A 15544-nucleotide genomic window follows, 5' to 3' on the forward strand; every position below is an offset into this window, starting at 1 on the left:
TTAAATTTTTTGATTAGTGTAGAGTCATCAAAATGGAAGGCGCGAAATTGGAATAATATTCATTTCCATTAAAACTGTTAAAGTAATAAGGGCAATAAAAATAAGGGCAAAAAGATAATCAAGCTTGTTAAAAACTAGGCGGCGATAACGGCTTCTTTTTGCATAAACATCATAACCGCGGACATCCATAGCATTAGAAAGATCTTCAGCCCGTGAAAAAGCAAGTACAAAAAGTGGGATTACTAAAGTTATTAATGATTTGACTTTATCCTTAATTTTTCCGTGTTTAAAATCAACCCCACGTGAAGACTGGGCCTTCATAATTCGGGTCGCCTCAAGTAACAAAGTCGGAATAAAACGAATTGCGATTGAAATAATCATTGCAATTATATGGGTCGGAATAAATAAAAGTTTTAAGGGTAAAATTAAATCTTCAATTGCACGGGTTAGTAAAAATGGTTTTGTTGAATAAGTTAAAATTGTAGTTGAAATTATCATTCCATAAATTCGAACCGCTAAAACTAGAGAGCGAATTATGCTAACAGTTCCAATTGAAAATTTTATACTTCCAAATAAAACGGTCGGCTCGACTAAATATCAAGAAATAAAATGCGTTGTTTCTTCAGGATTTAGGCCTAAAACTTTATATTTAGGCGGTTCATTATCAGATGAAATGCCTAAAATTGTATTAATATTTTGGTGATCAATAATAAAACCGTAAATTATTAACATAATTATGAAAATGATTATTGGCATTTTCATTAAAGTAAAAATTTGCTTAACTCTTTTTGTTGTTATATAGAAAAAAACAAGTGAAAGTAAAAGCAGAATTGAAATTGTCGCTAAATGGGTAGTAACAAAAAAAAGCACTGCAAAAAGAATGTTAAAAGCTATTTTTAGTCGGGGGTCCATTTTATGAATTATTGTGTTTCTTGGGACATATTTAGCAACACTAATTTGCATTTTTTTCCTTTTTTATTAATAGATTAATTTGACTAATGAGTTCGTCAATTGACTTTACTTTTGAGATTGGATATCCTATTTTTACTAATTTTTCACGGAAATTTAGCAAATTTGTAGGTAACATTTCATTTTCAATAAGAAATTGATTATTATCTAAAATAGGATAAGTTTCACCATCGTATATAATTTTACCATCTTTAAAAAAAATACAACGTTTTGTTCACTCTAAAACACTGTCAAGATCATGAGTTGCTAAAATGATTGTTTTGCCTTTTTTATGAAGAGTGTCCAATATTTCAAGCATTTTTACTGAACCTTGAGGGTCAAGACCTGCCGTTGGTTCGTCAAAAAAAATTATATCCGGATCCATTGCTAAAATTCCGGCAATTGCAACTCTTCGTTTTTGGCCACCTGAAAGTTCAAAAGGTGATTTGTCTAAAAAAGTCTCATCAAGGCCGACTAGTTTTATCATTTCAGCTGCTTTTTTCTTGGCTTCTTCTTTGTTTACTCCCATTGAAACGGCACCAAAAATAATATCTTTTTCAATAGTTTGCTCAAAAAGTTGGTATTCAGCAAATTGAAAGACCACTCCAACTCGACGGCGAATTTGGTTTATAAATTTAAACTTTGATTTTAAAAATCTCGGTCTTTCAACAACTAATTTTTTTTCAGTTTTGGACTCTTGATCAAAATAAAAATACTCAACTTGACCTTTATCAGGGAGCAAAAGAGCGTTCATATGTTGGATAAAAGTCGTTTTTCCTGAGCCAGTTTGACCTATTATTGCGATAAATTCACCTTGATTAATTTCAACAGAGACATTGTCAAGCGCTTTTATTTCAATTGGTAATTTTTGGTCGTAAATTTTTACGATATTTTTTGCTTTAATTTTCATAATTGTTCCAGCAATTCATTTTCATCATAGGTCGGACTAATAAAATCAAGGTTTTTGGAAATTTTATAAATAAAAGGCGAGTCAATTTTGGCTTTTTCAATTATTTCATCATTATTTAAAATTAATTTTGGATCACCTTTTGCAATAATTTGGCCTTTTGCAAAGACAACAACTTCATCGGCCAAAATCGCTTCGTTCATATTGTGCGTTATTGAAATCAAAGTTTTACTTTTATCTTTACGGAGGTCATCTAAAATTTTAACAACATCGCTTTTTCCTTTTGGATCAAGCATTGAAGTTATTTCGTCAAAAATTATTATTTGTGGATTTAGGGCTAAAACTGAAGCAATAGCAACTCTTTGCTTTTGACCGCCAGATAAAAATTGTGGCTCGCGCTCGAGATAAGATTGCATTTGTACTTTTTGTGCCAATTCTGCAATAATTTTAGGCATTTTTTTTGGATCTTCGTTAATATTTTCCAAACTAAAGGCAATATCGTCCTCAACTGTTGCCCCAACAAATTGATTATCTGGGTTTTGAAAAATAATACCGATTTTCTTTCTAATTTTAGGTAGACTTTCTTTATTTAATAAAATTGAATCAACTTCAACTGTACCTTTTTGCGGTTTAGCGATTCCGGAAATAATTTTAGAAAATGTCGACTTTCCTGATCCATTGTGGCCTAAAATTGCATAATATTTGCCTTTTTCAAAAGTTACACTAACATCTTTGAGCGCTAATTGGTTCATATCGTTAGTGTAACTAAAGGAAATATTTGTAACTTTTATCATTTTTTTATTTTATTCCTTTTTGTTTGGATCAAAAATTGCAACAAAAGGTCAATTTCGATATTTTTCCTGATAATCAAGTCCATAACCAACAAGAAAAGCATCGGGAACTTCAAAGCCAAAATAATCAGGCTCAATATCAGTTTTTCTTTTTTCTCTTTTATAAAATAAAGTAATTATTTTTAGTGATTTTGGTTTTTTTAATTTTAAATGTTCACTAATTTTTGTCAAGGTTATCCCTGAATCAAAAATATCATCAATTAAAATAACATCTTTATTTTCAATTTTTAGGTCAATATCAGTAATAACTTTCAATTCGCCACCTGATTGTGTGCCACCAAAATAGGATTTAGCAATTATGCAATCCACCATTGAATCAACTTCGATTTGCTGAATTAAATCAGTAAGAAAAATTAATGAACCTTTAAGAACCGCAACAAAAACAATTTCTTGCGAATTTTTATAGTTTAAATTTATTCACTTTGCAATCTCATCAATTCTAGTTTTAATTTGTTTATTGTCAAACAAAATTTTTACAATATGTTTGTTAATCATTTTAACCCGTCTTTTTAAAATATTTTAATCTAAAATTTTACACTATTTTTAGAAAAATTTTCATATTTATTTGCTTTTAACTTCGGCTTTTCATCGTTTTTTAGCCTTAAAACCATTGTGAATTCTCCTTTGGTAGAATTTTGAAGTTCAGCTAAAACTTTTAAAGGAGAACCAATAAAATATTTTTGATGAATTTTTGTCATTTCCTTAACAAGAAAAATTTCAACTTTGTCGCCATAAAATTCATTAATTACTTCAAGAATATAAATTAATTTATATGGTGAAACGTAAAAAATATAACTATAATTTAGTATAAAATGCTCAATTTGTTTAATTATTTGCTGCTTTTTTGAATTAAAAAAACCCATAAAAACTAACGGTAAATCAAAACCAGAAAGAACAAAAGCGCCAACAAAAGCACATGCACCAGGTAAAAAATCAACTTCAACATCGTTTTCATGTGCTCATTTTATCAAAATTTGACCCGGGTCACTAATTGAAGGTGTGCCTGCATCTGACATTAGAATAATGTTTTGGTTAGTTAAAAATATGTCAGACATTTTGGCGATAGTTGATTTTTCATTAAATTTGTGATAGGAAATTAACTTTTTATCTTTAATTTCCAAAAAATTTAATATTTTTTTGGAAGTTCGGGTATCCTCACACAAAATTAAATCAGCTGATTTTATTGCTTGAATTGCTCGCAAAGTTATATCTTGTAAATTTCCAATTGGAGTTGCGATAACTGTGATTTTTGCCATAATTTTAAGTTAAAATGTTATTTAGACGAACTAAAAAGCCCGATTTTTGAATATTAAAGTTTGCATTTGTCTCAAGTGATGAGAGAAATTTTTTGAACGTCTGATTAATCCTTACCATTTTTTCAGAATCCAAATCGAAAAAATTCCCTTTTTTAGCATCTTTTTTGTTAAGACTAGAATTGCTTAAAAAAAATTGCTTAAAATGAGCGGTTATTATCTGAAGAAAAATAAATGAGTTTTCTTTTGTTAAAACTTGATTTAAAAATAGTAAAAAATCAAATTTTGTTTTAGCTAAATTATTTAGTAATGATTTTAATTTATCTAAATCCAAATCACTAATAGCCTTAATAGCTAAAGTTGCTTGATCAAAATTGGTGAAAATATTTGCATATATAGCATTATAAGGCGATTTTTTTCATGTATCTAACTTTTTTTTCAGTTCATTTTTTCTATTTAAATCATTGAAAAAAAATATTTGACAACGTGAAACAATAGTCGGAATAATTAAGTCTGAAGAAAAAGAAGTTAGTAAAAAATATGTATTCAAAGGAGGATCTTCTAAAATTTTTAGAAATGAATTTAGTACAGAAATATGGGCATTTTCGATGTTTTTTATTAGGAAAATTTTTGAATTATCGCCATAAAGGGAGGAAAAATACAGCTTGTTTACCTCTTCTAAAAATTCTGTTTTTGAAAGGCGATTATCTCCAAAATCATGTTGAAAAATTTGCGGTTTTTGACTAAATATTTCTAAAAAATCAGCTATTTTCTCATCTAGAAAATCTGAGTAACTTGAAACAAGTAAAATTGCATGTGGAATTGTTTTAGTTTTTGACAAATTATCGAGAAAATGGCGCCAATTTGTCGTAATTTGCTTCATAATAGCTCTCAAAAAAATTAATAATATCTGTTAAAACATGATCATAGTCGCCATTACCGTCAATTTTAATGAAATTTTTTCTTGTTTTTAATAAATATTCATATCCTTTAATAACTTGTTTATAAAAATCCTCGCCGCGATTTTCAAGTCGGTCTCGCTTTTCATTTCGATAAATTTCCATTCGCTCGCGAGATTTTGAAATTTTAACATCAAGGAAAATTGTAAGATCTGGAAAAGTGTTTTCAGAAATTAAACTATTTAAATTAAAAACTAAATCTGGGCTTAAATTATTTCCAAACCCTTGATATGCAATCGAAGAATCAATATAGCGATCACAAAGAACAATTTTTCCTGATTTTAAGGCTGGTCAAATTACTTGTTCAAGATGAATTCTTCTTGAGGTTGAAAATAAAAGCATCTCAACATATGGGCTAATTTGATTTTTTTTATTAAGTAAAAATTCGCGGATTTGTTGTGCTTCTTGTGAATCATTGCCGCTATATGGTTCAAAAGTTGTAAGAATTTCTTTTTCTGGAAATTTAATTCTCAAATACTTTGCAAACAAATTCATAACGGTTGATTTTCCGCTTGCATCGATCCCTTCAAAACTTATAAACATATTATTTTTCCATTTCTTGACGATTTTCGAGTGCCTGATTTAAGGTTATATTGTCAATATAATCAATTGCCGCCCCAAAAGGAATGCCAGTAGCTAACCTAGTAATTTTTGATGAGGATAAAAACTTGTGTTTTGCAAGATAATTTGCAAAAATTCAACCTTCCATTGTTGAAGAAAGTGCAATAATAATTTCACTTTTTTCATTAGCAAGGTCTGCAAGTTTTTTTATTTGCAAGTCATGATTTTCGAGCTTTTTGATATCATATTTGCCAAAAACAAAATACTTGCCATCATATTTTCCTAGTTTTTCAAATTTTGTGACCATTTCAGAATTTTCAACCACTAATATTTTAAAAGAACGCTGAAAATCAAGGCATATTTGGCAAACTGAATTAGCATTTAGATATCCGCATCTTTCACAATATTGAAGATTTCGCTTTAAATTATAAATTTGCTCGACAAATGCCTCAATCTGACTGAGCGGCGTATCGATTAGAGAAAATAAAATATTTGTGGCTTGTTTTTTTGTGATTCCGGGAACTTTTCTTAATTGATCAACTAGTTTTTCAAAATTTTCATCTACCATGATTCAAAATTAATGTGATTGAGTTGGGGCAATTTTTTCATTTTCTTCTCTAATTTTCAACAAAGCTTGATTTAATGTGATAGAAATTAAATCTTCTAATGTTTCAATATCGTCTTTGTCGACTAAAAATGGAGCAATTTTTAACTTTTTTAACTCAAATCCTCCTGAAATAGTCAGCGAAATTCCTTGATTTTCAAAGTCAAAATCTGTTTTTTCTAACAAATCTTTTTTTACTTTGTGATCTTTTTGCATTTTTTGTGCTTCTTTTAATAGTTTTTGAAGATTCATGTTTTTTCCTTTCTCTTATTTAAATAAATTATATAAACTATTTTAAAAAGTTTAAAAATTTTTATTCATCAAAGAATAGTTTTTGTAAATCTGTCTTAGAAATAGTGCGTTTTTCTGGTTTTTCAAAAGGTTTTAGCACAAATTTTTCACCACGCGCTTTAATTTCATTTGCCCTTTTCTTTGTTTCTTCAACAAGATTATTACTCAAAGCAAGGCCGTAGATATCCTGGCCAAAAACAGTTTTTAATAATTGGTTAACTCTATCAGCTTCTTTTTGCATTTTCTCGATTAGTAATTCTTCATATTCTGGATTTTTAGTAATAAAACATACAAAATTAGACCCTAATGAAAGAATTTCTGCATGTTTTAACACTCCAACAGTATCTATGAATTCAAAATTATACTGAAAATCTAACAAATTTTTGCTCCATTTTTTACGTAAATCCAAATAAATTTCACGGTTTGTGTCATAAAATTTTTTTCCTAAAAGTATAAGATTCAGAGCATCATCGACGGACAAATAATCATTTGGCAGATTCTTTTTTAAAAATTTATTTACGTATGAATCTCTATCAAATGAAAAATTATCGTCTTTTTCTTCATTTTTATTAAAATATGATGTTTGATTATTTGTTTTTGGACCTGAATCAATAGAGTTAATATTTTTTTTGGCAGTATAATCAGTATTTTTATCATTAGAATTTAAAAATGAGTTTGAAAAATCGATGTTTTCAGCCGAATTAAAATTTGAATTTTCAGTTTTATTTAAAAAATTACTTTGATAACTAGCACCTTCGGGGTCTAACAAAGGATTAAAAGCGTTGTCCCTGTTTTTAAAATTATCGCCTATTTTATTGCTTTTTTCACTTTTTAAGATTTTTGTCTCTAAATTATTTTTGATTTTACGGTCAAAAATTGATCCGAAAGTCAAATCATCGCTACCATGCAAATCTAAATCGCCATCATCGTCTTCAAGAATTGGATCATCATAATCGAATAAATTTTGTGTATTTGTTTTTTGGTTCAAATTATAATTTGAACCAAAATTTTTATCACGGATAGTAACAAACTCTAATTTTTTTGGCGGTTTTTGCTCTTTTTTGGTATTTTCTTCACTTTTTTCGGTTTCTTCAGTGTCGATTTCTAGCTCTTCTTTTGGTTTTTCAGCAAATTTTTGTGAATTTTCTAAAACAGTTTGGCTTTTTTCTTGCAAGTTTTCCTTTTTAAAAGCAAGAATTTTCATGACTAAAATTTCAAGCGCTAAACTTTGAAACTTATCATGATTAATGTCTTTTAAAGTTGAAAAGCCAATATCTAAAAATTTAAAAGCAAAATCGTGGCTAATTTTTAACTTTTCCAAATCAGAAATCGAATAAATTTCAATTAAGTCTTCCTCTTGAGTTTTTTCTCAAATAATTCACTCTTTGACTAAATTTATCAATGACTCAATTAAAATTTGAAAATTTTTGCTTTGCAATAAAAGTTTATCTAATAAATCAAAGGCTTTTTGGGACTGCGCCAAAAAAAGAACGTTTATAAATTCAACAAGTTTTTCACTTGAAACTAGCCCAAAAAGTTCTTCAACACTTGTTTTACTCAAAAAGTTATTGCCAAAAATTACCGCCTGCTCAAGAATTGAAATTGCATCCCGCAAACTGTTGTGACTTAATAAACACACGGATTTTAGGGCTTCTTCTTCATATTCTACGCCTTCATAGTTTAAAATTTGTGAAAGTCGTTGCAAAATTTGCTCTTTATTTAGGCCAAGAAAATTATACCTCTGGACTCTTGAGAGAATTGTCAAAGGGATTTTATGAACTTCGGTAGTTGCTAAAATGAAAATAATATGGCTTGGCGGTTCTTCTAGAGTTTTTAAAAATGCATTAAAAGCTGAAGTTGAAAGCATATGAACTTCATCTAAAATATAAATTTTATATGGGCTAACCTGAGGTAGATTAATAGAATTTTCAACAATTTCACGGATTTCTTTAACACCATTGTGTGAAGCAGCGTCCATTTCGACTATATCAATAGAATTATTTATATTTTTAAGGCAATTTTGACACGGGTCAATAGAATTTTGCTCTTTGTGAGTACAATTTATTGCATTTGCAAATATTTTTGCAAGTGAAGTTTTTCCAGTACCTCTTGGACCTGAAAAAAGATAGGCGTGAAAAAACTTTTTTGATTTAACGATGTTTTTCAAACTTTCAACTAAATATTGTTGGCCGACAACATCGGAAAATTTAGTAGGTCGATATTTTCGATATCAAGCTACATATTCATTTGTATTTTTCATATTTCTCCAAGATTTTCAAAAAAAATCCTTTATAATTTTTAAATTTAATTTTTAAAAATAAAAGTATACTTAAATAGTTTATAATTATAAATTATAATAAAATAAAATAAAAAACAGACTTTATATAATTTAAGGATTTTTTATATGTCAGTTTCATTTAACAAGGAACAAAACTCAGCTCAAAAGAAATGTCCTATAAACGAAAGATTTGTGTTTAATTTTCGAATTTTAAGCTATTCCTTTCGGAAATTAGAAATTTCAGTTGAAGGTCTTGATAGAACAATCGATTATAATTCAGAATATTTTTTTTGGTTTGTTGAAAATTTAATCTACTTTTTATCAAAAAACAAGTATGCACTCCGTTGAGACTATGAAAAAATAACACTTTTTAATTTAGAAAATTTACAATTAGCAGAAAATCTTGATGATTTTAAATCAAAATTCAAATTAATTACAACTTTTGATTTAGAACATAACTAGAATATGGAGGAAATATGAAGATTTATACTACTAAAAAAACAAGCCCATTTTACACGTTAGTTTGTGAGGAACTAATTCTAAAAGATGACCAAAATCAGGACGATATTTTATATTTTTACCAGCATAATAATGCAATAATTATCGGTAAAAATCAAAATATTTACGAGGAAATTAAGCTTGATGAGGTTGAAAAGCAAAGAATTGAAATTTACCGTCGACTTTCTGGAGGTGGTGCTGTTTATCACGATTTAGGAAACATTAATTTTTCATTTATAACTAAAAAACAGAATCACAGTTATCAGAAATTCTTGACACCGATTATAGAATTTTTTAAATCTTTTGGTTTGAATGCTGAATTCAAAGGCAGAAATGATCTCATAGTTAATGGCGCAAAAGTTTCAGGAAATGCTCAAATAATTTACAAAGATAGAATTGTTCACCATGGAACAATTCTATTTAATGCTAATTTGGCAAAATTAGGTCAAGTTTTAAAGCCAAACCGATTAAAAATTGAGTCCAAAGGAATAAAATCAATTCGTCAGCGAGTAACAAATATTTTGCATGAAATTGAAGAACAAATGGAAGATTCTGAGTTTATTTCAAGACTAATCACATTTTTTGAAAATAAATATCAAACAAAAGCACAAGATGTTGAGACTTATTTTCAAGATGAGATGACATTTCAAAAAGATTTTCAAGAAGTTCAAACCTTAAGACAGTCTAGAGAATGAGTTTTTGGTTCAAATCCTTATTTTAGCTATGAAAATATCGCCCGAACTAGCGGCGGAACTTTAAGAGTACTTGCAAATATTGAGAAAAATCACATTGTTAAAATAAAGTTTGAAGGTGATTTTTTATCTCAAAGATCAGTTGAAGATATCCAAGAAATTTTAGAAAATAAGGAATTTACTAGATCAATTATAGAATCACAACTTCTACAAATTACAAATCTTGATGAATATTTTGGCGCAATTCCTCTTAATGAAATTTTGGATACAATTTTTGGAAGCTAATTATTAATGATAGTTCATTCTAAAATTACTGTTGAAAATGAGGATATTTTTTATTTTTTAGAAGAAACTGGAAAGCAAAAAATACTATTTTTACACGGTTTCAATTCAAGTCATAATTTCATTTTTCAACTTAAAAACAAACAAAATCGCAACTATGACATTGTTTCATTTGATTTTCCCGGTTGTGGTCAAAGCACTAATAATAATGAAATTAATGTTAAAAATTACCAAAAAGTTGCGGCTAGTTTTATTAAAAAGCTCAATTTAGATATCCAAATTGTAATCGGTCACTCACTTGGTGGAGCTATTGCTCTTTATATTTTAAGTGAAAATTTAGCAAAAAAAGCAGTTTTAGTCGCTCCACTCAATCCTTTTATTTTAGAGAAAAATTCGCAAAGCGAAGCTGAAAAAATAGGAAATTGACTCTTACCTCAAGACATTGAATCTGCAAAAGATAGTCTTGAACATTTAGTTTTTACTGATAAATTTAGTTATATGAAAAATTTAGCAAAAAATGCTATTAATTTTTTTGAAAATGTCACAAAAAAAAGAGAAATTTTTAAAAAGATTGTTTTTGAAGAAATCCTTAACTTGGAATGACTGAAAACCGAATTGTTACCGCTTTACCAACAGAATAATAATTATTTTTTAATTGCTGGTGTTGAAGATAATTTTGTGCCATTAGAAAGTCTTCACAAAATTAGTGAAAATTTTAATAAAAAACTTATAAAATTTGAACAAACTGGCCATGCAGTTTTCTTTGAAAGAAGTAACGAAATTAATGCTCAAATTGAAAAAATTCTAGAAATTTAAGCCTGAAATCCCTCTCTCATTTTTTCAGCAATTTCTTTTCCCGAGTTTCGCTATTTGTTGGCAAAAATTCACTTTTTAATGACTATAAATACACAAAAATACCCGTAAATCCGGGTTTTTTAACTTAAAATCTTAATTTTTATAGTTTTGAAATTAAGCTTTTGCAAAAAAAAAAAAAATGTTTGGCCTAAGAAAAAATTATGTTATAATTACCCTCACTAAGAATGAATTAATAAATTTTGATATTGAATTAGGGAGGGATTAAGGATGTTTTTGCCATAAAAAAAATCAGATAATGTGAATTATCCATTATATTTTTAAATATGATGGAATGCCTTAAATTTACCCGTTTAGAAATCTTTAAATTTAGGGCTTTTGGTTATTGTTCTTTCAAAACTTCATATGTTTTTTTATGCTCAGTGTAAGTAAAAACGAGTTTTCTATTTACATTGAGTTTAAATAGTAGTTGTATTTTCCCGAGTTTCCCAGTTTGAAGGCAAAAATTCACTTTTTAGTAAATATAAATATGAAAAAAGACCTGTAAATCGGTGTTTTTTGAATGTAAAACCTTAATTTTTATTGGTAGCATTTGGTAGCATTTTAAGTAATTTTATGGTATAATTATACATTATGAAAAAACAAAATTTGTTTTTATTTAGTGTTTGAGGATCTTCAAAAGATAAACCATATAAATATGTTGGCTGAACACAAGGTTATTCCAAAGGTCCAAAACGTTGATTTAGTTTAGGAAATGAGCGGAATTTGGAAAAAATTAATCCAAATGCTGTTCAAATTATCAAAGAAAAATTGAAATTGTTTTCAAATTTAGATGACAAAGATAAAGTCAAGGCTATTTTACTTGATTCTATTAAAAATTCCGCAATAATCGAAGGTTCGGTTTTTGTTGGTGGGGAATTAATTGAAAAACTTATTGAAAAGCACAATATTTTTGAGTCACTTCCTAAAAGTAGACATAAAAATATGAAAGAAATTTTTAACTACTTAATTTCAAAACGGATCACTGATCCTGGCAGCATTATTAATGCTTTTGATAAAAAGGATGACTACTCAAATCAAATAAATGCTTCCAAAAATAGCTTTTATAGACTCCTAGATCTTGTCTTTGAGTCACAAAATCAACTTTTAAATAGTGTCAACAAAATGGTAACAAGCGAACTTGGAAAAAGGGACAGTGAATTTTATTTTGACTCATCAACAATCTATTTTGAGACATTTGAAAGAAATGGATTAAGAATTCCTGGCTATTCTAAAGATGCTAAATTCAAAGAAGACCAAATTGTCATTGGCTTAGCGTGTGATAAAAATGGTATTCCTTTTCATATTAAAGTTTTTAAAGGAAATACCGGCGATTCTAGTACATTAATCCCTTTTGTATTAGATGTTGAATCCAAATATAATATCAAAAATATGACAATAATCGCTGATCGCGGCATGTCAACTGCTGCAAATATTCGATTTCTTGAATCAAGAAACTATAATTTTATTATTTCATATCGTGCAAAGGTAGGGACTCAAAAATTCAAAAATTATTTACTAGATCCAAGGGATTATGTTGATGTAAATGCGGATTTTAAGTATAAAAAAGAAGAATTTTATTCATCTTATAAAAATAAAAGATACACTGAAAATATTAGAAGAAGAATTATTACTTACAGTACAAAAAGAGCGATAAAAGACAGAAAAGCTCGTGAAGAGCAAATCGAAAGTTTTATTAAAAAACAAAATAAAGACGGTTTTATTGAAGTAAACAAATTGTTTGGTAAAAAACCTAAATATTTTAAGGAAATTTCAAACATGAAATTTGAATTAGATCAAAGTAAAATTGACAAAGACAAACAATTTGATGGCTACTATGTTTATGAAACAAATATACTGAATTTAAATGTCTTAGATATAGTTGAAAAATACCAAAAACAGTGGAATATTGAAGCTAATTTTAGAAGTCTAAAAGGTTTGTTGAATATTCGGCCCGTATTTTTAAGAATTGACGAGCACATTCTAGCTCATACACTTTTGTGTTTTATCTCACTAGTTATTTTAAAAACTATAATATTTAAAATCAACAAACATATTAGTGATAACAAGTTATTTGAAAACAATCAATTAACTGAGGTTGGTTTAGTAACGATGTTGCAAAAATTAAGGCAAAGGGTTGAATTTAACACTTTAGATCAGCAAATAACATTTAAAAATCGAGATGGTGTTCCTAGTGATCCGAATATTTGAAATAGGTATGATTTTTACTTTGATATCTTAATAAATCACTAATAAAATTGTTATTAACTTTTACCGAAAAACTTAAAAAAGTGCCTAAAACCAGATGCTTTTTTAAAATTACCTTATCAAACTGGGAAACTCGGGTTTTTGCCATAAAAAAAATCAGATAATGTGAATTATCCATTATATTTTTAAATATGATGGAATGCCTTAAATTTACCCGTTTAGAAATCTTTAAATTTAGGGCTTTTGGTTATTGTTCTTTCAAAACTTCATATGTTTTTTTATGCTCAGTGTAAGTAAAAACGAGTTTTCTATTTACATTGAGTTTAAATAGTAGTTGTATTTTTTTTGTTAGGTTTTCAACTTAGTGTTTTTGGTTTGATAGTTATTTTTTCTTGAGTTTGCCAAAAAAGTTAAAAACAGCCCAAAACCGGGCGCTTTTTAAGATTATCTCATCAAACTGGGAAATTCTAGAAATTTAAGCTTGAAATCCGGCTCTTATTTTTTCAGCAATTTCTTTTGAAGCTAATTTTTCAATAACTTTAAATGCAAATTCAGCTGAAGATGAGGCATTTCTAGCTGAAATATAATTTTTATCAACTGTAACTAAATCGTTTTTTCTTGTTGGTATGTCTGAATTTGTTTCATCAGGGTATGAACTAAATTGATAATTTGGCGCTAAATTACGCTCAAAAATAGCATTTGGCGCATCACAAATTGCAAAAACATGCTTGTTTTGGGCAAAAAATTCATTAATTAATTTTATTGCTGGCTCACAAGTTCGAAGATATTGCGCTGCAACTCCGCCTGGTATAAAAATTGCATCAAAATCATCAGATTTTCAATGATTTTTGGTCTCAATTTGAACAACTCCAAATTGGCCTGTTACTATTTTGTTTTCAGGATTATAAAATTCAATTTTATCGTATAAATCGGCCTTTTTTATCAAAGAAAGAAAAGTTGTAAACTCGATATCCTGAAATTTATCAAGTAAAACTACCAATAATTTTTTCATTATTACTCCTTATTTAATTAAATAAAATAAAATTGTACCATAAAAAATCTATGGTACAATTTTATTCATTAAAAATTTATGTATAAATCTAATTAAAATAAGGTTTTAAAACTTCTGGTATTGTTCAACTACCATCAGGGTTTTGATTCTGTTCGAGTAAAATCGCGACAATTCTATCAATTGCAAGGCCAGATCCGTTAATTGTGTGTGCATAAACGTTATTTTTTTCATCACGGTAGCGAATTTTTGCTCTTCTAGCTTGAAAATCACCACAATAGCTAATTGATGAAACTTCACGGTATGTCTGTTCTGATGGAAGTCATGCTTCTAAATCAATAGTTTTTTTACTTGAAAATCCAAGATCACCACTACACAAAAGCACAGCGCGATAAGGTATGTTTAGCAATTTCAAAATTTTAGCAGCATCTTGAACAACATTGTCAAATTCTTTTATTCCATCAACTTCATTTGTTATTTTAACAAGTTCAACTTTGTGAAATTCATGAAGTCGGATCAAACCTCTTGTGTCTTTACCGCCACTTCCGGCTTCAGATCGATAACATTTACTGTAACCAACAAGCGAAATTGGTTTTTCTAAGTCAATAATTTCATCTTGGTAATAATTTGTCAAAGGAACTTCGGCTGTCGGAATTAGTCAAAGATCAGAATTTTTTAAAGAATACAAATCTTCTGAAAATTTCGGAAGTTGACCTGTTCCATATAGCGAATTTTCAAGAACTAAAGTATTTGGAACAATTTCCTGATAACCTGAATTTACATGAGTGTCAATCATAAAATTTATCAAAGCCCGAACTAATTTAGCCGCTAAATTTTTATAAATTACAAAGCGATTGCCTGAAATTTTTACAGCTCGTTTAAAATCTAAAATGTTTTTAGATTTACCAAATTCATAGTGAGGCTTGATTTTAGGATCGATTTTTTTTGGCTGTCCTCAGTGATAAATTACTTGATTATCAAGTTCAGAATTTCCAAAAGGAACTGAATCATCAGGAAGATTTGGCACTTCAAGAATTTTTTGACTAACTCAGTCATCAAGTTCTTGTCACTCTGTTTCTAAATTTGCAAGTTTATCTTTAATTTGACTTACTTGGTTTTTCAAATCTTCAGCGTCTTTATTTTCACGGACATAAAGGCCTATTTGCTTACTAGTTTTATTTTTTTGGGCTAATAATTCATCAATTTCCTGACGCAAAGAGTTACGTTTTTGGGCTTTTTGATATAAGTCGGCAATTATAGAAATATCAAAACCACGGTCTGATAATTTTTTTTCAACAAAAGATTTGTTGTTTAAAATTAAACGAATATCCATATTTTAAATTAGTTTTTT

The 15544-nt window shown here is 28.3% G+C and carries 16 protein-coding genes; 4 read left to right on the forward strand and 12 right to left on the reverse strand.

The features are described 5' to 3' along the window. The 10 genes from V3249_RS03250 to dnaX form a co-directional block, all read right to left on the reverse strand. On the reverse strand, positions 1-963 hold the full coding sequence (locus V3249_RS03250; RefSeq protein ID WP_069099230.1) for an energy-coupling factor transporter transmembrane component T family protein: 963 nt from the start codon (positions 961-963) through the stop codon (positions 1-3). After that, the gene (locus tag V3249_RS03255; RefSeq protein ID WP_337897639.1) at positions 953-1858 is read right to left on the reverse strand and encodes an ATP-binding cassette domain-containing protein; all 906 of its coding nucleotides are present in this window, start codon (positions 1856-1858) and stop codon (positions 953-955) included. The genes V3249_RS03250 and V3249_RS03255 overlap by 11 nt, the downstream gene beginning before the upstream one ends. Then, on the reverse strand, positions 1831-2649 hold the full coding sequence (locus V3249_RS03260) for an energy-coupling factor transporter ATPase (protein ID WP_303438358.1): 819 nt from the start codon (positions 2647-2649) through the stop codon (positions 1831-1833). Before V3249_RS03260 ends, V3249_RS03255 begins: the two co-directional genes overlap by 28 nt. Positions 2650-2658: 9 nt before the next feature. After that, positions 2659-3201, reverse strand: a complete 543-nt coding sequence (gene hpt / locus V3249_RS03265) for a hypoxanthine phosphoribosyltransferase (RefSeq protein ID WP_318052464.1) — start codon at positions 3199-3201, stop codon at positions 2659-2661. A 29-nt stretch (positions 3202-3230) separates the two neighbouring features. Further along, complete coding sequence (gene rsmI, locus V3249_RS03270; RefSeq protein WP_337905112.1) at positions 3231-3962, reverse strand: 16S rRNA (cytidine(1402)-2'-O)-methyltransferase; 732 nt, start codon at positions 3960-3962, stop codon at positions 3231-3233. Positions 3963-3966: 4 nt separating this feature from the next. Further along, positions 3967-4842: a DNA polymerase III subunit delta' gene (locus V3249_RS03275; protein ID WP_341517494.1), complete on the reverse strand. Its 876-nt coding sequence runs from the start codon at positions 4840-4842 to the stop codon at positions 3967-3969. After that, on the reverse strand, positions 4802-5461 hold the full coding sequence (gene tmk / locus V3249_RS03280; RefSeq protein ID WP_337904612.1) for a dTMP kinase: 660 nt from the start codon (positions 5459-5461) through the stop codon (positions 4802-4804). The genes V3249_RS03275 and tmk overlap by 41 nt, the downstream gene beginning before the upstream one ends. Position 5462: 1 nt before the next feature. Next, the gene (locus V3249_RS03285; RefSeq protein ID WP_341517495.1) at positions 5463-6047 is read right to left on the reverse strand and encodes a toprim domain-containing protein; all 585 of its coding nucleotides are present in this window, start codon (positions 6045-6047) and stop codon (positions 5463-5465) included. A gap of 9 nt (positions 6048-6056) precedes the next feature. Continuing rightward, complete coding sequence (locus V3249_RS03290; protein WP_044284004.1) at positions 6057-6335, reverse strand: YbaB/EbfC family nucleoid-associated protein; 279 nt, start codon at positions 6333-6335, stop codon at positions 6057-6059. A 61-nt stretch (positions 6336-6396) separates the two neighbouring features. Then, positions 6397-8634 (reverse strand): DNA polymerase III subunit gamma/tau, encoded by a 2238-nt coding sequence (gene dnaX, locus V3249_RS03295; protein WP_341517496.1) that lies wholly within the window; start codon positions 8632-8634, stop codon positions 6397-6399. A 144-nt stretch (positions 8635-8778) separates the two neighbouring features. Here dnaX and V3249_RS03300 point away from each other — a divergent pair, with 144 nt between their 5' ends. The 4 genes from V3249_RS03300 (at position 8779) to V3249_RS03315 (ending at position 13229) form a co-directional block, all read left to right on the forward strand. Then, positions 8779-9114 (forward strand): hypothetical protein, encoded by a 336-nt coding sequence (locus tag V3249_RS03300; RefSeq protein WP_044284006.1) that lies wholly within the window; start codon positions 8779-8781, stop codon positions 9112-9114. A gap of 14 nt (positions 9115-9128) precedes the next feature. Next, a complete protein-coding gene (locus tag V3249_RS03305) occupies positions 9129-10127 on the forward strand; it encodes a lipoate--protein ligase (protein WP_252263014.1) in 999 nt (332 codons plus the stop codon). Between the two features lie 6 nt (positions 10128-10133). Continuing rightward, positions 10134-10940 (forward strand): alpha/beta fold hydrolase, encoded by an 807-nt coding sequence (locus V3249_RS03310; protein ID WP_252263013.1) that lies wholly within the window; start codon positions 10134-10136, stop codon positions 10938-10940. Between the two features lie 630 nt (positions 10941-11570). After that, complete coding sequence (locus V3249_RS03315; protein WP_252263002.1) at positions 11571-13229, forward strand: IS1634 family transposase; 1659 nt, start codon at positions 11571-11573, stop codon at positions 13227-13229. Positions 13230-13659: 430 nt separating this feature from the next. Here the strand turns inward: V3249_RS03315 and V3249_RS03320 are convergent, their stop codons facing one another. Together V3249_RS03320 and serS are read right to left on the reverse strand one after the other, a co-directional pair. Further along, positions 13660-14196: a DJ-1/PfpI family protein gene (locus tag V3249_RS03320; protein WP_252263012.1), complete on the reverse strand. Its 537-nt coding sequence runs from the start codon at positions 14194-14196 to the stop codon at positions 13660-13662. 88 nt (positions 14197-14284) lie between these two features. After that, complete coding sequence (gene serS / locus V3249_RS03325) at positions 14285-15526, reverse strand: serine--tRNA ligase (RefSeq protein WP_252263011.1); 1242 nt, start codon at positions 15524-15526, stop codon at positions 14285-14287. Positions 15527-15544 lie beyond the last annotated feature (18 nt).

Origin of the sequence: Mesomycoplasma ovipneumoniae, from assembly GCF_038095995.1 — a bacterium.
GTDB lineage: Bacteria > Bacillota_I > Bacilli_A > Mycoplasmatales > Metamycoplasmataceae > Mesomycoplasma > Mesomycoplasma ovipneumoniae_F.